Annotated in this window: 13 protein-coding genes and 1 pseudogene; 10 read left to right on the top strand and 4 right to left on the bottom strand. The window is 68.2% G+C overall.

The genetic code is table 11. The annotated features are described in order from the left end of the window. The 4 genes from ARC63_RS21955 to ARC63_RS21940 all read left to right on the top strand — a co-directional run. The coding region (locus tag ARC63_RS21955; RefSeq protein ID WP_139042453.1) for a LamG-like jellyroll fold domain-containing protein at window positions 1–1,303 on the top strand (1,303 nt) is incomplete at its 5' end. Continuing rightward, window positions 1,300–2,040, top strand: a complete 741-nt coding sequence (locus ARC63_RS21950; protein WP_057504379.1) for a hypothetical protein — start codon at window positions 1,300–1,302, stop codon at window positions 2,038–2,040. The genes ARC63_RS21955 and ARC63_RS21950, both read left to right, overlap by 4 nt. 53 nt (window positions 2,041–2,093) lie before the next feature. Next, window positions 2,094–3,287, top strand: coding sequence for an SGNH/GDSL hydrolase family protein (locus ARC63_RS21945; RefSeq protein WP_158003737.1), 1,194 nt, complete (start codon window positions 2,094–2,096; stop codon window positions 3,285–3,287). Window positions 3,288–3,425: 138 nt separating this feature from the next. After that, complete coding sequence (locus ARC63_RS21940; protein WP_057504377.1) at window positions 3,426–4,187, top strand: DNA adenine methylase; 762 nt, start codon at window positions 3,426–3,428, stop codon at window positions 4,185–4,187. A 116-nt stretch (window positions 4,188–4,303) separates the two neighbouring features. Here ARC63_RS21940 and ARC63_RS21935 read toward each other — a convergent pair. Continuing rightward, window positions 4,304–4,603, bottom strand: a pseudogene (locus tag ARC63_RS21935) (BlaI/MecI/CopY family transcriptional regulator); the annotation flags it as partial. A gap of 192 nt (window positions 4,604–4,795) precedes the next feature. Here ARC63_RS21935 and ARC63_RS21930 point away from each other — a divergent pair. Beyond that, window positions 4,796–5,908, top strand: a complete 1,113-nt coding sequence (locus tag ARC63_RS21930; protein ID WP_043397841.1) for a serine hydrolase domain-containing protein — start codon at window positions 4,796–4,798, stop codon at window positions 5,906–5,908. Here ARC63_RS21930 and ARC63_RS21925 read toward each other — a convergent pair. Further along, on the bottom strand, window positions 5,865–6,971 hold the full coding sequence (locus ARC63_RS21925; protein ID WP_049480403.1) for an SDR family oxidoreductase: 1,107 nt from the start codon (window positions 6,969–6,971) through the stop codon (window positions 5,865–5,867). The two genes, ARC63_RS21930 and ARC63_RS21925, sit on opposite strands and share 44 nt — an antisense overlap. A gap of 195 nt (window positions 6,972–7,166) precedes the next feature. Between ARC63_RS21925 and ARC63_RS21920 the strand changes: the two genes are divergently transcribed. After that, the gene (locus ARC63_RS21920; RefSeq protein WP_057504376.1) at window positions 7,167–7,475 is read left to right on the top strand and encodes a hypothetical protein; all 309 of its coding nucleotides are present in this window, start codon (window positions 7,167–7,169) and stop codon (window positions 7,473–7,475) included. Here the strand turns inward: ARC63_RS21920 and ARC63_RS21915 are convergent. Further along, a complete protein-coding gene (locus ARC63_RS21915) occupies window positions 7,453–8,508 on the bottom strand; it encodes a DNA topoisomerase IB (protein WP_057504375.1) in 1,056 nt (351 codons plus the stop codon). The genes ARC63_RS21920 and ARC63_RS21915 overlap by 23 nt on opposite strands. Window positions 8,509–8,619: 111 nt before the next feature. Here ARC63_RS21915 and ARC63_RS21910 point away from each other — a divergent pair, with 111 nt between their 5' ends. The 3 genes from ARC63_RS21910 (at window position 8,620) to ARC63_RS21900 (ending at window position 15,145) form a co-directional block, all read left to right on the top strand. Next, window positions 8,620–9,009: an I78 family peptidase inhibitor gene (locus ARC63_RS21910; RefSeq protein WP_057504374.1), complete on the top strand. Its 390-nt coding sequence runs from the start codon at window positions 8,620–8,622 to the stop codon at window positions 9,007–9,009. Window positions 9,010–9,183: 174 nt separating this feature from the next. Further along, window positions 9,184–13,638: a glutamate synthase large subunit gene (gene gltB, locus ARC63_RS21905; protein ID WP_057504373.1), complete on the top strand. Its 4,455-nt coding sequence runs from the start codon at window positions 9,184–9,186 to the stop codon at window positions 13,636–13,638. Between the two features lie 61 nt (window positions 13,639–13,699). Then, window positions 13,700–15,145: an FAD-dependent oxidoreductase gene (locus tag ARC63_RS21900; protein ID WP_010487309.1), complete on the top strand. Its 1,446-nt coding sequence runs from the start codon at window positions 13,700–13,702 to the stop codon at window positions 15,143–15,145. Here ARC63_RS21900 and ARC63_RS21895 read toward each other — a convergent pair. After that, window positions 15,131–17,539 (bottom strand): ATP-binding protein, encoded by a 2,409-nt coding sequence (locus tag ARC63_RS21895; protein WP_057504372.1) that lies wholly within the window; start codon window positions 17,537–17,539, stop codon window positions 15,131–15,133. The genes ARC63_RS21900 and ARC63_RS21895 overlap by 15 nt on opposite strands. A 167-nt stretch (window positions 17,540–17,706) precedes the next feature. On the opposite strand from ARC63_RS21895, the gene ARC63_RS21890 reads away from it, so the two are divergent. Then, window positions 17,707–18,573: a methylglyoxal synthase gene (locus ARC63_RS21890; RefSeq protein ID WP_010487313.1), complete on the top strand. Its 867-nt coding sequence runs from the start codon at window positions 17,707–17,709 to the stop codon at window positions 18,571–18,573. Window positions 18,574–18,896: the final 323 nt, after the last annotated feature.

Here is an 18,896-nt window from a genome sequence, read left to right as displayed (position 1 = left end):
GCCAGGCACCACCTACACCGTAACCGTGTATGACGCCGCTTCCGGCGCCCTGGTTGTCTCCTACCCGGACCTGGTGGGTGCCTCGTTCACTGTGCCGGCCGGCCAGCTGGTCGAGCGCAACCGCGTGCTGCTCAGCTCCCGGCGCGACGGGCTGGATAGCTGGCAGTCGGTGGAGCTGCTGTTCCGTCGTGTCTATCAACTGGATTTCAGCATCAGCGCCTGGCGTGGTGCCAACAACTCCACCGCCTCGCTGGTGTTCACCACGGAGGCCGAGGGCGTGGAGTGGTCGATCGATCAGGGCGTGCTGCCTGCGGGGATGAGCCTGAACACCACCGCCGGTCGGATCGAAGGGATTCCGCTGGGTGGCGCGCCGGGCTACTACCCGATCCGGGTCAAGGGTCAGGATGCGGCGGGCAATGTGGGCTTTGCCGAGACGGAGATTGCGCTGTCGACCATGCGCAGCAGCTTCCCGATGCAGACCGGCTACCAGGAGGCCGGTGGTCGCACGGTGGCGGTCAGCTCCTCCAACCTGCCGGTGCTGGACCCCACGCAGTCGCCATACGCCGGCGGTGCCTCGGTGCGTTTCAATGGCACCGGATTGCGGCAGGAGCTGGAGGCCAGTCTGGGTACGGCCGACTTCAGCGTGGCCATGTGGATACGCCCTGATGCGGCCCCAAGCGACACCTACGCGCGCCTGTTCCAAATCGGCCCGAACACGACCAATGGCGGCCTCTACCTGCGCCGCGAGCAGCTGACCAACCCGATGCAGGTTGGCCTGGACGTGTTCACGGGCGGCAACTACGTGCGCCTCTTCAATGATGCGGTCCTTGCACTGGCGGAGAACCGACTGCCGAACAGTGCCTGGTCGCACCTGGCGATCTCCAGGCGCGGCGGCGTGGCCCGTATCTTCAAGGATGGCCGCCTGGTCGATGAGAGCACCTTGCCTGCAGCAGCGGTCAACCTCAGCCAGACGGCATTGTCGCTGGCCAGCAACACGACCCTGACCGCCGAGCGGCTGTATGCGGGCCTGGCTGGCGTCGAGGTGCATGCCGGTGCAGCCGTGTATTGGGAGCCCTTCACGCCGCCGGCAAAGCCCTCGGACTTCCCCGCACGCCTGCTGGAGATGCCGGCACTGCCGATCGCGCTGGTTCGCGGTCGGGCCTATGGCCCGTACAGCCTTCACTTCAAGCGGGGCACCGAGGCCAGCCCGGTGACCTGGTCGGCAACCGGCCTGCCGCCAGGGGTCTCGTTGGACGTGGATCAGACCGGCAGCGACTCGACCCTGGGAGGAACCCCATCGTGACCGCCTTCAATGCGGTGATTACCGCCACCGATGCGCTGGGCTCCGTGGAGCGCCGTTCGCGGCTGCACGTCTTCGATCGGGGGCAGCTGTGGGCAGAGGTCGACAACACCGCCCAGATGACGCTGTTCGGGCCGGCTGGGTCGGGCCTGTCGGTGCAGGCAGGGCGCTTGAACCTGCAGTGCGGCAGCACCGGCACCGCTTCAAGGGCGCGCTTTGAGAGCGTGCCGGCCGCCAAGGATTGCCGTGCCCTGGTCGGATTCGTGATCCCGGCCGGTACCGGCGTTCGCACGGACAACGTGGGCCTGCTGCTGCGCACTACCAGCTGGCAGGTCACCAACGACACCTACGCCTACATCCTGGGCGTCGGCCGTCGCAGCGCCACCTCGTTTGGCGTCGAGTTTGGGCGAGGTTCCAACGCGGCCTCCGGGTCTTTCCAGCAGCTGCAGTTCGTCGAGGTGCCAGGCATCACGGATAGCGAGGTGGTGGTGTGGCTGGAGGTGGAGCTGATCGGTTCGACACTGACCGTCCGCCGCCTGGACGGCACCGTTGTCCTGACCCGCTCGGACAGCACCCATCAAGCCGCCGGCCGGGTCGGCGTCAACTATTTCCGTGGCAGCCAGGGCGGCCCTGGGCTCTTCACGGGCTTCTACTTCGAATCGCTCGACCCGACGAGCGAGTACACCGATGAGGCCGGCGACACCTACGTCGACCAGGCCGGCATTGCCTACCAAGGATAAGAACGATGGCTCGATTCAGCTCAAAACCGCAGCTGCAGACCCTGGCCAGCAGCGTGATCATTCCCGGCACGGCGCCGGAGGGCGGCGCCGCCGTCGGTGGCGGCACGGTGTCGCCTGGAAACGACATTCGCCTGACTGTGGGGCAGCTGCTGGCCACGCTTGGCGATGCCGGCGCGAGCCAGGCTACCCGCGTCGGCAGTACAGCCAAGTGGCAGGCCGCCAAGGCGCGCGGCGCGACCAATCCGGCGCGTCTGGCCATCGTGGGCGACTCCAATGTCGCCGGCCAAGGCTCGGGAACGGGAGCTGATGGTCTGGTTGGCGCGGCAACAACCAGCCTGGCGCGGCGCTTCATGGTGAAGAAGGGTGTTCGTACCGACAGCTTCTTCGGCGAGCAGAACGTCACCCTGGCCAATACCGGGCTGGCCAGCTACGACCCGCGCATCACCTTGGGCACGGGCTGGGCACCGGACTCCACCGTCTCCCAGATTTTCGGCGGGCGCCACCTGAAGGCGGCCGGCGGCAGCACGGGAAAGTTGCGGTTCACGCCTGCAGGCGCGTTCTCCAGCTTCCGGGTGTGGTATCCGACCCTTTCCGGCCTGAACACGGCGGTGGGCATCTACGTCGACGGGAGCTTGGTCGATACCGTGTCACAGGACGCCGCTGCGTCGCTGGTGTCGAAGGACTACACGGTGTCCGCCGGCACCCAGTACATCGAGGTCGGCGTCGGTAGCGGCGGCGACGCCTTCGTCTGTGGTATCGAGACCTTCGATGGCAGCGCCAGCCCGGTGGCGTTGGTGGGCGGTTACTGCGCGGCCAAGTCTGCGGACCTGATCGTCGCCAGTCAGCCCTGGAATCACCGGCCGATGCTGTCGGCCCTGCAGCCGGACTTCACCGTGGTGATATGCACGATCAACGACACCACCGCCGGCACTGACCCAGGCACGTGGTACGCGAATCTGGAGGCGGTGGTGAAGGCGGCCTCGGCGACCTCTGATGGCTGTCTGTGCGTCGGTTTCGTCCCCAACGATGGCAGGGCCTTGGGTGGGATCTACGGATACGACGCCAAGGCGGCCGCGCTGCGCAACATCGCGGCGGACTACAACTGGCACTTCCTCGATCTGCGGGTGGCGCTGGGCCGCAGCTGGGCCCGGCAGAGCGATCGCGGCCTGGTGTTCGACAACGTCCACCCCAACTCGACCGGAGCCGAAGCGATCGCTTCGGCCCTGAGCGACTTCCTGCAGCTCTAGAACAGGGCGCCAGGCCGACAGCTGCAACTGTCGGCCTGGCACCGCAACACACGCGTACAGCCCGCGTGCCTTTGGCCGAGGCCCTGCTCCCCGCGCGGGGGAGGTAAGCCTCGCCGATGCTCATCGCAGAGGCTGAGAATGAAGACGACCACGCTGTTCCCCTGGCCAGGCGGTAAGACCCGCCTACTGCCCCACCTGCTGCCCCTGGTAGCCGATACCCCTCACCGGACCTATGTCGAGGCCTTCGCCGGCGGCGCCGCTCTTCTGTTCGCCAGAGAGCCAGCCAAGGCTGAGGTGCTCAATGACTGCCACGGCGAGCTGGTGCGGCTCTATCGGGTGGTGGCCAACCACCTGGAGGAGTTCGTCCGCCAGTTCAAATGGGCGCTGACGAGCCGGGAAATGTTCCGCTGGTGCCAACTCCAGCATCCTGACACCCTCACGGACATCCAACGGGCTGCACGCTTCTACTACCTCCAGCGTCTGGCTTGGGGCGGAAAGGCCACAGGGCAGACGCCAGGCTTCGGCCGGGGTGGCAAAGGCCTGAACCTGTTGCGGATCGAAGAGGATCTGAGCGCGGCGCACCTGCGGCTGCACAAGGTGACCGTGGAGCACCTGGCCTGGCAGCAGTGCATGGCCAAGTACGACGGGGCCGATACCCTGTTCTTCCTTGACCCCCCGTATTGGGAGACCGAGGGATATGGAACGCCCTTCGGCATGGAGCAGTACGAGGAGTTGGCCAGCCAGATGGCCAGTCTGCGCGGTGCGGCCATCCTGACCATCAACGATCACCCGGCCATGCGGAAGGTGTTCGGGCAGTTCAGGGACCGGGTGGTGCCGATCCGCTACACGATTGGCCGGCAGGCGGTCCAGCGAAGGGAGCTGATCTTCACGACCTGGTAGGTTGGCAGAGGCGCACGGGACGGGTTACGTCCCGTGCAATTTCATTCCGGTGGGCGCAACATTGGCGCCCCACCGTTTATCTCACCTATGGCGGGCGATTTATCGCGCGCCGTTACAAGGTAGGCCACGAACGGCGACACCGACCCCTGCAGGGTGTTGTCGACGAACTGGGCCACGGCACCCTGCAGCACGCTCTGCGGGCCCCGGGTGGCCTGGTAGCGGTAGACGCCGTCCTGCTGCCGGCGCTGAAGATAGCCCTTCGCCCGCAGCCGTTCCATCATCGTCAGCACGGTGGAACGGGCCAGGCCACGGGCCTCGCCGTAGCCGCTGGCGACCTCGCCCACGCTGGCCGGCGCATGTTCATCGATGTACTGCAGCAGGGCCAGTTCCTGGTCCCCGATCGTCTTGCCACGCATGACACCACTCCCTTGACTACACGTGTCGTCACTGTCAGCTTGACGACAACTGTAGTCAACCCCCCGGAAGTCATGGGCCGACGAACGGTAGGACCATCCGGGGCGGTTAAACCTTTTCCGCCGCCGGTGCATCCGACCCTCGACGCCTTTCCGGAATCCCGCATGTTCCGCCCAACGCTTCGAGTCGTGCTCATGCTCATCAGTGCCCTGCCCTTCGCCGCGGTGTCTGCCAACCAGGACCAGGCCAACGACCAGACCCGCCGGCTGATCCGCCAGATCATGCTGGACGAGCGCATCCCCGGGCTGCAGCTGGCCGTGGTCAAGGACGGCCAGATCGTGCTCTCCGAAACCTATGGCTTGGCCAACGTGGAGAACGGCGTGCTCGCCTCGCGTGACACCCGCTTCCCGCTCAATTCAGCCACCAAGGCTTTCACCGGAGTCGCCATCGCACAGCTGGCGGAGCAGGGGCGACTGGAACTGGATGCACCCGCCTCGCGCTACCTGCACGATCTTCCAGCAGCATGGAAGGATGTACGCGTGCGCCAGCTGCTCGACCATACCTCGGGCCTGCCGGACATCCTCGATGCGAATGGCCTGCTGGGCGGTGGGTCCGAAGCGCAGGCATGGGCGGCGGTCACCGTGCGCCCTGTCGAAGCGCCACCCGGGCAGCGCTTTGCCTACAACCAGACCAACTACGTGCTGCTGGCGCGGATCATCGCGCAGCAATCGGGCATGTCCTACGAGCGCTTCCTCACCACGGGCCAGTTCAGCGGCGCACGCATGGCGCGCACGACCTTCGGCGACAGCTACGACCTGATTCCGGATGTGGCGACGATGTACAGCCTGGCGCCGCGCGCGACCGATGCCGCCGACGCTCCGCCGCGCCTGTCGCACTGGTTCTACGACATCCCGCCGAGCCTATGGGCCGGCGGCGGCATCCTCACCACCGCCGACGACACCGCACGCTGGCTGGTCGCGCTGACCGAAGGCCGCCTGCTGCAGGACCACTCACGGCGGCGGATGTGGTCGGTCGAGCCTCTGGCCGATGGCCGCGCCGGTCCGTGGGCCGGCGGCTGGCCGGTGCTGCAGGCAGCGCCCGACCTGCAGGTGGCCGGCATCGGCGGCGCGCGCTCGGCCTTCGTGGTCTACCCCGCGCGAGGCGTGGCGGTGGTGGTGCTGACCAACCTGGTCGGTGCCAATCCGCAGCGCTTCATTCCACGCATCGCCGATTTCTACACGCCTGCCGCAACGGCTGCGGGCCTCATCCCCGCGGCCCGCCCATCACCGGCAGGATCACCCCGCTGATGTAACTGGCACAGACCGGCGAAGCCAGGAACACATAGGCGGGCGACAGTTCTTCGGGTTGTGCGGGCCGCCCCATGTCACTGTCCTTGCCGAACTCCGCAACATCTTCGGCCTGCTTGTCGGCGGGGTTCAACGGCGTCCACACCGGCCCCGGCGCCACGCAGTTGACCCGGATGCCACGTGGCAGCAGCTGGCTGGCCAGCGCCTTGGTGAACGCATGGATCGCGCCCTTGGTGGCCGAGTAGTCGATCAGCGCCTTGCTGCCGAAGATTCCCGTTTCCGATCCTGTGTTGATGATGCTGGCACCCTCGCCCAGGTGCGGTAGCACCGCGCGCGCCATCTGGATGTAACCGCCGATGTTGGTCTGCAGGGTTTCCTGCAGATGCGCGTCTTCCAGGTCTTCCAGCCGCTCGCAATGCAGCTGGAACGCGGCGTTGTTGACCAGGATGTCGATGCCGCCGAACGCCTTGGCCACCTGCTTGACCGCCTTGTTGCAGAAGCGCGGATCGCGCACGTCACCGGCGATCACCACGCAGCGGCCGCCTTCGCGCTCCACGTGCTGGCGGGTGATGTTCGCGTCCTCGGCCTCGTCCAGGTGCAGTACCGCCACATCGGCGCCTTCGCGGGCGAACAGTACTGCCACCGCACGGCCGATACCAGAATCGCCACCGGTGATGATCGCGCGCATGCCCTGCAGCTTGCCGCTGCCGGCGTAGTCCGGTGCAAGGAAACGCGGCGCCAGCTCCAGTTCGTGTTCATGCCCAGGCTTGGCCAGCTGCTGCGCCGGCATCGCCTCCGGTTGCCGGCGCGCACCGGCCTGGGTCGCGGTCTTCTTCGTTGCTTTTTTTGCCGCGCGCACGTCCTTGGCCTTTTCTTGATCCTGCAGGCGCCGCTGCCGGGCCGCGACGCGCGCTGCGCGTGGATCGCTGGCGGCCGCCTTGCGGGTGGCAGTCTTCACCACGCGCGGGCGATCGGGGGCGGCGACAGTCTTGCTTGCGGTGCTGCCTTTGCGCACCTTGGGCGAGGCTTTGCGGCGGACGGGGGCTTTCTTGGTGGTGGCCATGCAGGTCTCCTCGGGAGGGAAAGGGGCTGCCGGCCAGCGGCCGGCACTACCGGGGGCGGCCCTTGCCGCTCCTGCAGTGTCTCCACCCACGCTGTTGGCGGCGGTGAGCGCGCCGTGTCCACGATGTGCACGGCATTCATTCCGCCACCACGTCTGACGTCGCACCCTGCACGCAATCAAACAAGGAACGCCTCCATGAAACTTGCCATCGCCACCGCCGCCGCCTGCTTTGCCCTTGCCGCCTGCAGCAGCACGCCAATGGCGCAGGTGCAGCCGATCGACGGCGTCATTTCCGGGCAGTGCCACAGCGACATGGTGCGCGGCGCACTCGGCCTGGCCGCTTCGGACGCCACCGTGGCCCGCGCACGCGTGGACAGCGACAGCCTGCACGTGCGGGTGCTGCGCCACGACGGCCCGCGGGTGCCACCGGCGCACGAAGGCGGCGACCGCCTGACCATCGAAAAGGGCCGCACCAACAACATCACCGCGATCTACTGCGGCTGAGCCTGCGCGCCCTGCGCAGCACGCGCAGGGTGGCCTGTTCCCACTGGCGCGGCCCGCGCAGGCCGGCCAGCGTGGCCAGTTCGCCGCGTTCCCAGCCGGCGAACACGCACGGGTCGATGTAGGCCTTGCGGCACACCGCCGGCGTGTTGCCCAGCAGCGCTGCCACCTCGCACACCACCGCGCGCTGCGCCTGCGCCAGCGCGCGCTGGCTGGCCGGTTCCGGCAGCTCGGTCGCGGCAAACGCCTGCACCGCCGCCACCGTGCCGCCCCAAGTGCGGAAGTCCTTGGCGGTGAAGTCCTCGCCCATCACCTCGCGCAGGTAGTCGTTCACCGCGCCGGAATCCACCGGCTGAAGCGCACCGTCGTCATCGTGGTACTGGAACAGCGCCTGCCCCGGCAACTGCTGCAGGCGCCGCACCAGCAGCCCCAGCCTGCGGTCGCCCACGGTCACCTCCTGCAGCTGCCCGGACTTGCCGCGGAAGCGCATGCGCACCCGGCCCCCCTGCAGCAGCTCCAGATGGCGGTTGCGCAGTGTGGTCAGTCCGAACGAACGGTTCTGCTGCGCATAGGTTTCATTGCCGACCCGCACCAGCGTGTCGGCCAGCAGCGCGACCACCATGGCCAGCACTTTCTCCTTCGGAAAGCCGGGCCGCTTGAGATCGCGCGACAACCGCCGCCGCAGCGCGGGCAAGGCCTCGCCAAACGCAATGATGCGGTCGAACTTGCCGGCATCCCGCTCTTTGGCCCAGTCGGCGTGGTAGCGGTACTGCTTGCGCCCGCGCGCATCGCGGCCGGTGGCCTGCAGGTGGCCGTTGGCGTGCGCGCAGATCCACACGGCGGTATACGCCGGCGGAATCGCCAGCGCACGGATGCGCTGCAGGGTGGTGGCGTCGCGTATCGCGTGGCCGTCAGCATCGCGGTAGCTGAAACCCTTGCCGGCGCGGCGCCGGCTGATGCCCGGCTGAGTGTCGTCGACATAGCGCAGGCCGGCCGCGCGCGCGGCCTGTCGTTCGGGGGTGGAGGGGGCTGGCATGCCTGTAGTATCGCCGTCGCCATGCCGCGGTCCTGTCGATAACACAAGACAAACACGTGAGGGCCGGTTCGCCGCTATGCTCGGGTCTTCACAACCCCTTCCGGAGTCATGATGTCGTTCCAGATTCGCGCCCGTTCGCTCTCCGCCCTGTTGCTGCCGGCCGTGCTGGCCCTGACCGCCTGCCAGGCACCGGCGCTGGATGAACAGGATTCGGCCACGGCCCATGCCCAGCAGGCCGCCGAAGCCGCCAAGGCGCCGGCCGACGAAGCCGGCAAGGCCACCGAGGCGCCGCCGGTCGGTACCTGCGATGCCAGCCAGGTGCAGAGCCTGGTCGGCCAGGCCTACACCGATGCACTGGGCAAACAGGCACAGGAAGATGCAGGTGCCAGCCAGGTGCGCGTACTGAAGCCCAACGACGTGGCCACGATGGAGTTCCTCGGCGACCGCCTGAACATCGAAGTGGACGCCAAGGGCGCCGTCAGCGGCGCGCGCTGCGGCTGACTCCGGCCCCGCGCCGGCACTGGGTTGCCGGCGCGTTCTGTTGCACCTGCAACCGTGTATTGCGGCGTTGCAGCAACCTGTGATCTAGTCGAGGCATCCGGTGGCCTCACGATGCGCTCCAGGGAATGAGCGGGGACGAGTGTCGCCGCCAACCCTATACGCATCGAGGTAGAGATGGCCCCCCGCAACCGCCAAGGGCTTTACGACCCGCGCTCCGAGCGCGATGCCTGTGGATTTGGCATGGTCGCCCAGCTCGACGATCAACCATCGCGCCTGTTGGTTGACACCGCCATCGCCGCGCTTTCGCGCATGACCCACCGTGGCGGTGTCGCCGCCGATGGCCTGACCGGTGATGGCTGTGGCCTGCTGCTGCGCCGCCCCGATGCCTTCCTGAAACTGCTGGCCAGCGAAGCCGGTATCGCGGTCTCCGCGCGCTTCGCCGCCGGCCTGGTCTTCCTGCCGCACGACGCCGGCGCGGCGCAGGCCTGCCGCGCGCAGCTGCAGGCGCAGGTGGAAGCGGTGGGCTGCAAGGTTGCCGGCTGGCGCGAGGTACCGACCGACGACAGCGTCTGCGGCCAGCTGGCGCGCGACACGCTGCCGCGCATCGAACAGGTGTTCGTCGACGCCGGCGTCGGCCAGGATGACGCCGGCTTCGCGCTGGCGCTGTTCCTTGCCCGTCGCCGCAGCGAGCAGCTGCTGCGCGAACACACCGACTTCTACGTCACCACCCTCACCCCGGATGCGATCAGCTACAAGGGCATGGTGCTGCCGGACAAGCTGAGCCGCTTCTTCCCCGACCTGCAGCGCCGCGAACTGGCCTCCAGCGCCATCGTGTTCCACCAGCGCTTCTCCACCAACACGCTGCCGCGCTGGCCGCTGGCCCACCCGTTCCGCATGCTCGCCCACAACGGCGAGATCAACACCATCGAAGGCAACCGGCGCTGGGCGCAGGCGCGCAGCAAGGTGTGGAAGACCCCGCGCTTCGACATCGCCGAATTCGATCCGGTCATCTCCATGCACGGTTCGGATTCGCAGAGCCTGGACAACATGCTGGAGCTGATGGTCGCCGGTGGCATGGAGCTGATCCAGGCGCTGCGCATCCTGGTGCCGCCGGCCACGCAGTCGCTGGAATTCAAGGACCCGGACCTGGCCGCGTTCTACGAATTCCACGGCCTCAACAGCGAGCCGTGGGACGGCCCGGCCGGCATCGTCGCCTGCGACAGCCGCTACGCCGTGTGTACCCTCGACCGCAACGGCCTGCGTCCGGCGCGCTGGATGCTGACCGCCGACCGCCACTTCCTGGTCGCCTCCGAAGCGGGCGTGTGGGAAGTGCCGACCGAGCGCGTGGTGCGCAAGGGCAAGCTCGGCCCAGGCGAAATGGTGGCCATCGACCTCAAGCGTGGTGACCTGCTCGACTCCGACGCGGTGGACCGCATCAACCGTGGTCGCGCGCCGTACAAGCAGTGGTTGCAGCAGGGCGTGACCTACCTGCAGACCGAACTGATCGACCCTTCGCTTGTGGAAGAACCCTTCGACGAAGGCACCCTGCGCAGCTACCACAAGCTGTACCAGCTCAGCAGCGAGGAAGTGGAGCAGGTGCTGCGGCCGCTGGCCGAGACAGAGCAGGAAGCCACCGGCTCGATGGGCGACGACACGCCGATGGCGGTGCTGAGCCAGCGCAGCCGCCCGCTGTACGACTATTTCCGCCAGGCCTTTGCGCAGGTCACCAACCCGCCAATCGACCCGCTGCGCGAGGACTGCGCGATGTCGCTGTCCACCCAGCTCGGCAGGGAGACCAACATCTTCCATGCCGGCCCGGAGACGGTGAACCACGTCATCCTCAACTCGCCGGTGCTGAGCCAGCGCAAGCTGCGCCAGCTGCTGAAGATGGACCAGTACGTGCAGGCCAATCGCCTGCTCGACCTGTCCTACAGCGAAGACGAGGGCCTGCGTGCCGGCATCGAGCGCATCTGCGCCGAAGCCGAGCAGGCCGCACGCGACGGCATGGTGATGCTGCTGCTGTCCGATCGCTACCCGGTGGCCGGGCGGCCGATGGTGCATGCCCTGCTCGCCACCAGCGCCATCCACCACCACCTCTCGCGCCTGGGCCTGCGCTGCGACGTGAACCTGATCGTCGAGACCGGCACCGCGCGCGACCCGCACCACATGGCCTGCCTGCTCGGCTTCGGCGCCACCGCGGTGTATCCGTACCTGGCCTACCAGACCCTGTTCGATCTGGGCCGCCGCGGCATCCTCAAGCTGAGCAAGGGCGGTGAGCAGTCGCAGATCGGCCGCCGTTACCGCAAGGGCGTCTACAAGGGCCTGTCGAAGATCATCTCGAAGATGGGCATCTGCACCGTGGCCAGCTACCGCGGCGCGCAGCTGTTCGAGATCATCGGCCTGGAACCGGACGTGGTGGACCTGTGCTTCCCGGATACCGCCTCGCGCATTGGCGGCGCCGGCTTCGCCCGCCTGGACGCCGACGCGCGTGAGCTGTGCGCGCAGGCCTGGGACGCACAGCAGGACGTGGATGTTGGCGGCCTGCTGAAGTACGTGCACGGCGGCGAGTACCACATGTACAACCCGGACGTGGTGACCACCCTGCAGCGCGCGGCGCGCAGCGGTGACCCGCGTGCGTGGCAGCAGTACTGCGATGCCGTGCATGCGCGGCCACCGTCGGCGCTGCGCGACCTGCTGGAACTGGTACCGGCGGCCACGCCCGTGCCGCTGGACGAGGTGGCCCCGGCCAGCGAACTGTTCCCGCGCTTCGACACCGCGGCGATCAGCCTCGGCGCACTGTCGCCGGAAGCGCACGAGGCGCTGGCCATTGCCATGAACCGCCTCGGTGGCCGCAGCAATTCCGGCGAAGGCGGTGAGGATCCCGCCCGCTATGGCACCGCAAAGCGCAGCAAGATCAAGCAGGTCGCCTCCGGTCGCTTCGGCGTGACCGCCGAATACCTGGTCAACGCCGAGGTGCTGCAGATCAAGGTCGCGCAGGGCGCCAAGCCCGGCGAGGGTGGGCAGCTTCCCGGCCACAAGGTCAACGAACTGATCGCGCGGCTGCGCTACGCACGCCCAGGCATCGGCCTGATCTCGCCGCCGCCGCACCACGACATCTATTCCATCGAAGACCTGGCCCAGCTGATCTACGACCTCAAGCAGGTCAACCCAACCGCGCTGGTCTCGGTGAAGCTGGTCAGCCATGCCGGCGTCGGCACGATTGCCGCCGGCGTGGTCAAGGCCGGCGCGGACCTGATCACCATTTCCGGCCATGACGGCGGCACCGGTGCCTCGCCGGTCAGCTCGATCCGCTACGCCGGCGTACCATGGGAACTGGGCGTGGCCGAAGCGCACCAGGCGCTGCTGGCCAACGACCTGCGTGGGCGCACCCTGCTGCAGACCGACGGCGGCCTGAAGACCGGCCTGGACGTGATCAAGGCCGCACTGCTGGGTGCCGACAGCTTCGGCTTCGGCACTGCGCCGATGATCGTGCTGGGCTGCAAGTACCTGCGCATCTGCCACCTCAACAACTGCGCCACCGGCGTGGCCACCCAGGACGAACGCCTGCGCGAGAACCACTTCACCGGCCAGCCCGAGCGCGTGGAGAACTTCTTCCGCCTGCTGGCCGAAGAAGTGCGCGGCTGGCTGTCGTACCTGGGCGCGCGTTCGCTGGAAGAGATCGTCGGCCGCACCGACCTGCTGCGGCAGATCGAGGCATCGCCCCGTGATGGCGTGCGCGTGGACCTGTCACGCCTGCTGGCCGACAGCCGCTACGAGGGCAGCCATTGCGCCGCGCAGCGGCTGTACGAATCGCCGGACAGCCTGGCCACGCAGATGGATGGCCTGCTGGCCCCGGCCATCGAGCACAAGCGCGGCGGCGAACACCGCTTCCTGATCCACAACACCGACCGCAGCATCGGCACGCGCCTGGCCGGTGCAGTGGCGCGCGCGCACGGCAACCAGGGCATGGCCGAGGCGCCGCTGGAACTGCGCTTCCGCGGCAGCGCCGGGCAGAGCTTTGGCGCGTTCAACGTCGGTGGCCTGCACCTGGAAGTGGAAGGCGAAGCCAACGACTACGTCGGCAAGGGCATGGCCGGTGGCCGCCTGGTGGTGCGCCCGCCACGTGGCGCCCGCTTCGAGGCACGCAGCACCGCGATCATCGGCAACACCTGCCTGTATGGCGCCACCGGGGGCGAGCTGTTCGCCGCCGGCCGCGCGGGCGAACGCTTCGCGGTGCGCAATTCCGGCGCACTGGCGGTGGTGGAAGGCGCCGGTGACCACTGCTGCGAGTACATGACCGACGGCGTGGTGCTGGTGCTGGGCAAGGTCGGCCTGAACTTCGGCGCCGGCTTCACCGGCGGCCTGGCCTACGTGCTGGACGTGGACCGCGATTTCGTCGACCGCTACAACCACGAGCTGATCGACATCCATCGCGTCTCCGCCGAGGGCTTCGAGAACTACCGCCAGCACCTGCACCGCCTGATCGGCCGCCATCGCGAGCTGACCGGCAGCATCTGGGCGCAGCAGATCCTGGACGAGTTCCGCGATTACATCGGCAAGTTCTGGCTGGTCAAACCGAAGGCCGCCAGCATCGAGTCGCTGACCGAAACCCTGCGACGCGCTGCGTGATGTTTTCCGGTAGTGCCGGCCGCTGGCCGGCAACGTTCCCCCTCGCATTCCAGAGCCCGCCATGAGCCGCAAGCACGCCTTCCAGTTCCTCGACCTGCCCCGCACCATGCCGCAGCGCATTCCGGTGGAACTGCGCACGTCCGGCGACTGGGGCGAGCTGTACGGCAAGTTCGGCAAGGAAGATGCCCAGTACCAGGCCGGCCGCTGCCTGGACTGCGGCAATCCTTACTGCAGCTGGAAGTGCCCGGTGCACAACGCCATTCCGCAGTGGCTGCAGCTGGTGCAGGAAAACCGCATTCACGAGGCGGCCACGCTGTGCCACAGCACCAATCCGCTGCCGGAAGTGTGCGGCCGGGTGTGCCCGCAGGACCGGCTGTGCGAAGGCAGCTGCACGCTGGAAGAGTTCGGTGCGGTGACCATTGGCGCGGTGGAGAAGTACATCGTCGATACCGCGCTGGCCAGCGGCTGGCGCCCGGACCTGGGCGCAGTGCAGCCGACCGGCCACAGCGTGGCGGTGATCGGCGCCGGCCCGGCCGGGCTGGCCTGTGCCGACCGCCTGGCACGCGCTGGCATCACCGCCGTGGTCTACGACCGCTACGAACAGATCGGCGGCCTGCTGCAGTTCGGCATTCCCAGCTTCAAGCTGGACAAGGACGTGATCCATCGCCGCCGCGAAGTGCTCGAGGGCATGGGCGTGCAGTTCCGCCTCGGTGTGGAGATCGGCCGCGATGTCAGCGTGCAGCAGCTGCTGGACAGCCACGACGCCGTGTTCGTCGGTACCGGCGCCTACCGCTACACCGATGGCGGCCTCGACGGCCAGGACCTGAAGGGCGTGCTGCCGGCGCTGCCGTTCCTGGTGCAGAACAGCCGCATCGTCAGTGGCGATGACCCTGAGGGCCGGCCGATCGCCGGCTGGGAGGACACCATCGCCCTGCCCGATCTCAACGGCAAGCGCGTGGTGGTGCTCGGTGGCGGCGATACCGGCATGGACTGCGTGCGCAGCGCCGTGCGGCTGGGCGCAGCCAAGGTCACCTGCGCCTACCGCCGTGACGAAGCGAACATGCCCGGCAGCGCGCGCGAAGTGGCCAATGCACGCGAGGAAGGCGTGCGCTTCCTGTTCAACCGCCAGCCGCTGTCGATCGAGGCCGGTGCTGATGACGAAGTGATCGGCGTGACCGTGGTCGAGACCCGGCTGGGCGAACCGGATGCCAACGGCCGCCAGAACGCGGTGCCGATCGAGGGCAGCGAATCGCTGCTGGAAGCGGACGTGGTGATCATCGCCTTCGGCTTCTCGCCGACCTTGCCGGCATGGCTGTCCGAGCATGGCGTGGAAGGCCAGTCCAACGGCCGCATCGTGGCCGGCGGCAAGGACCGCCTGCCGTTCCAGACCGCGCATCCGCGCCTGTTCGCCGGTGGTGATGCAGTGCGCGGTGCCGACCTGGTAGTGACCGCCGTGGCCGAGGGCCGCGACGCCGCCGCCAGCATCGTGCGGCTACTGGCCCACTGAGTCCGGCACCAGCAGTACCGCCAGCAGCGCCCGCAATACGTGCGGCTCCACCGGCTTGGCCAGGAAGTGGTCGATGCCAGCCACACGACAGGCTTCGCGGGTGCTTTCCATCACGCTGGCCGTGAGCGCGATGATCGGCACCTGCGCGCGCGCCGGGCAGGCATCGGCGCGGATCGCCCGCGCCAGTGCAAAGCCGTCCATGCCCGGCATGTGGCAGTCGGTAATCACCAGCTCGAACGGCTGCGCCTGCCATGCTGCAAGCGCCGACCGTCCGTCGGTACAGGCGTGGACCTGCAGCCCCAGCGCACACAGGCGTTGCTCCAGCAGATGCAGGTTGGTGGGATGGTCTTCAGCCACCAGCACGCGCGACGCCGGCAATGGACGCTCGTCCGCAACCGCCGCCGAAGGTGCAGCCACGGGTGCCTCGCAGGCATCCAGGTCCAGATCCAGCCAGACCGTGGTGCCTTTCCCGGGTGAGCTGCGCAGCTGCAGCTCCGCGCCCATCGAGGTCGCCAGCTCGCGGCAGATCGCCAGGCCCAGCCCACTGCCGCCGAAGCGCCGCGTGGTCGAGCGCTCCGCCTGGGTATAGGCGGCGAACACCGCCTGCTGGCGTTCCTCGCTGATGCCCACGCCGCTGTCGCTCACCTGCAGGCGCAGCTGCTGGCCGCCGTCACGCTGCTGCAGTACCTGCACCTGCAGTTCCACGTGGCCCTGCCGGGTGAACTTCAATGCGTTGCCGGCCAGGTTGAACAGGATCTGGCGCAGGCGCAGGCCGTCGGCCAGCGATCCCGGCTGCATCTCCGGATCCAGCACCACCTGCAGGTGCAGGCCGCGGCTGGCGGCCACCGGCATCAGCAGTTGCTGCACCGCGCGCACCAGTGCCGCCAGATCGATGGGCCGCAGCTGCAGTGGTGCGCCCTGCAGGCGCTGGCTGTGCAGGACATCGTCGAGGATCTGCCGCAACATCCGCGCGGCATCATCGACCGTGGCCAGCACCTGCTGCTGGCGCGCCTCCAGCCTGCTGCCCGCCAGCCGTTCGAGCATGCCCAGCAAGGTGCTCATCGGGGTGCGGATCTCGTGGCTCATCGTTGCCAGGAAGTGCGCCTTGGCCTGTGCTGCCTGTTCGGCCTGGCGGCGCGCGTCGGCCAGCGCGCGGGTACGTGACTGCACCTCGCTGACGTCGATCCAATAGCCGCTCCACTCGACGTCGCTGTCGTCGCAGGGCAACGGCCGCCCATGCGAACGCACCCATCGCCACCCTTGTGGCGAACGGGTGCGGAAAGTGACGTCGATCGGGCCACGCGCCAATGCAGCCGTCTCGACACAGGCCATCACCTGGCTGCGGTCATCCGGATGGACCGCGGCCAACAACCGCTGGTGATCGATCCGCGCGGTCTCCACGCTGATTCCGAACAGGGCCTGCACGTCACCGGCGATCTGCGGAAAGCTGTAATGGCCGCCCGCCGACCGACGCGCCTGGTAGACCACCGCCGGCAGGTTCGCAGTCACCTCCTGCAGGCGCTGCTCCACTACTCGGCGGCGCACGCTTTCGCGATGCACCCGCCAGTAACCGTAGGCATGTACCAGCGCCAGGGCGAGCAGGATCAACGAGGCCGGCACCAGCCAGCGCAGGGGCGACGATGACGGGGAATTACGCGGCCGGTCCGGCAGCCAGTCCGCGCGGATCTGTTCGCGCTCGGTATCGGTCAGCTGCGACAGCGCGTGCTCGAAGCCGACGATGACATCGGCGCAGGCGGGCGTGGTCGCCAGCACCAGGGCATCATCGAAACCGGCCGGCGCAGCGATCAGCAGTGCATCGCCCTGGTAGCGGCGCAACGCGGCCTCGACGTCGCCGAGGTTGGCGACGACCGCATCGATCAATCCGGTGCCCAGCAGCGGGAGCGCATCGTCCAGCGCTGCCGGTGGCAGCAGCTGTGCACCCGCTGCCTGCTCGGCCAGCAGCCCCTGCAGCGGCATCCGGCTGGGGCTGGCCACGGTGCGTCCACGCAGATCTTCCAGGCCCAGCACCGGCGGCGTACCCTCCCGGCGGACGATCACCTGTGGCAGCTGCAGGTAGGGCGTGCTGGCCACCCACCCGGCGGGCAGCTGCGAGCGTGGCCACCCCAGCAGCGCCTGGGTGCCGGCCGGCAGCTCATCCCGGTCCACGCTGGCGGCCGGCACGGGCAGCAGCTGCAGTGGCCGTTGCCGGCCCAACAGCTCCAGGTACACCGCGCCGAGCCCCCGTGCCTCACCCTGTTCGCTGGACGACAAGGGTGCGCGGTCGGAAGGCCAGGCGATGCGCAGCGGTGTCCTGCAGCCCGTGGCGGAGGCCGTGGCAGGCAGCAGCAGGCTGGCCATGACAGCAATGGCTGCCGGGAAGCCGGCGACATTCACGGTAGGCATCCTCATCTCGCGGGCGGAAGGAACGGCCGCGCTGCGGTACCGCTGCCTGCCACGCTATCGACGTGCGGACCGACGGCAATGAAGAAAGTTGTAAAAGCATCCAGATAGGGGAATGCCGACATACACTGCCGCCTTCACCCGTAACTGCGGAGCGTTCGATGCGCATCGGCCTGGCTGCCAACCGTCTTCATCACCACGACGCGCGCGCCGCGCTGTTCCGTTGGCTGCGCAGCAGCGAGGCCGGCCTGCGCGAGCTGGGCGTGTCGCTGCATGCGGTCGGTCGCACCCATGACGCGATCGAACGACAGGGCTTCCTGGCCGGGTACGCGGGCCTGCACCGTTATCCCTACGGTCGCGAGGGTGGCCTGATGAAGCTGGTCGCCGAAGTCGTTGGCATGGGTCCGGATCGGACACTGGATGGCGCGATCTACCTGATCGACCCGGTCGATCCGTCCTCGGTATTTCCGGAAGCCACGGCGCTGAAGCGCCAGTGCGTGATTCACGGCAAGCCGTTCATTTCGACCGTGGCCACCGCACGCGACTGGGTCGAAGTGGAGCGCGTCCACGCCGGGCTGGCGGCAGACGGCGGCGCCGACGACCTGCATGCGTTCGAAGGCCAGACGCTGGCGCTGATCGCGCACGATGCGATGAAGCCGGCGATGCTGGCCTTCGCCGATGAGCACTTCGATGTGCTGGCCCGGTTCGGTGAGCGGGTGGCGACGGGCACCACCGGCCAGCGTTTGAACGAACTGGCCTGGAGCCGGGGCTGGCCACGTGATACGCCGTGGGTGACGCGCTACCAGAGCGGCCCGATGGGCGGTGATGCGCAGATTGCCGACCGGGTGCTGGAGGGGCGCTGCCAGCGTGCGATTTTCTTCGAGGATCCGCACGTGGCGCGCCAACATGAGGCGGATATCCAGCTGCTGGAGCGCGCGGTGACGACGGTGACCGACCAGGCGGTGTGCATTACGGCGCCGCGGGTGGCGGCGCGGTGGGCGGCGGCGGCGGCGCTGCGGGCGGGGTGAGGGTTTCGGCCAACGGCTGAGCCCTTCGTGGTCGGTGGGTCTGCACGATCATGAGGTTGGCCGGGATGGGTGGAATTGCGGGGGACGCCGTAAACCCGTCCCTGGGGGCTTGGCCGCGGCATCCATGCCGCGGACACCCCCGCAACCGGACCCACCCCGCCTTCGACAGATTCTTGCGAGCTGTTGGACATGCCGACGGGGTCAGATCCGTTTTCCGAAGGAAAACGGATCTGACCCCAGTTTGAATTTCGATATCTGACAGAGATTCATCCACGCATGGCGTGGATCTACTGGCCACCGGTCAACTGTCGAAGGCGGGGCAC

The sequence above is a fragment of the Stenotrophomonas geniculata ATCC 19374 = JCM 13324 genome (assembly GCF_001431625.1).
In the GTDB taxonomy this organism is placed as follows: Bacteria; Pseudomonadota; Gammaproteobacteria; order Xanthomonadales; family Xanthomonadaceae; genus Stenotrophomonas; species Stenotrophomonas geniculata.
Note: the sequence above shows the minus strand (reverse complement) of the source record. Positions and strands in the feature narration are given on the sequence as shown.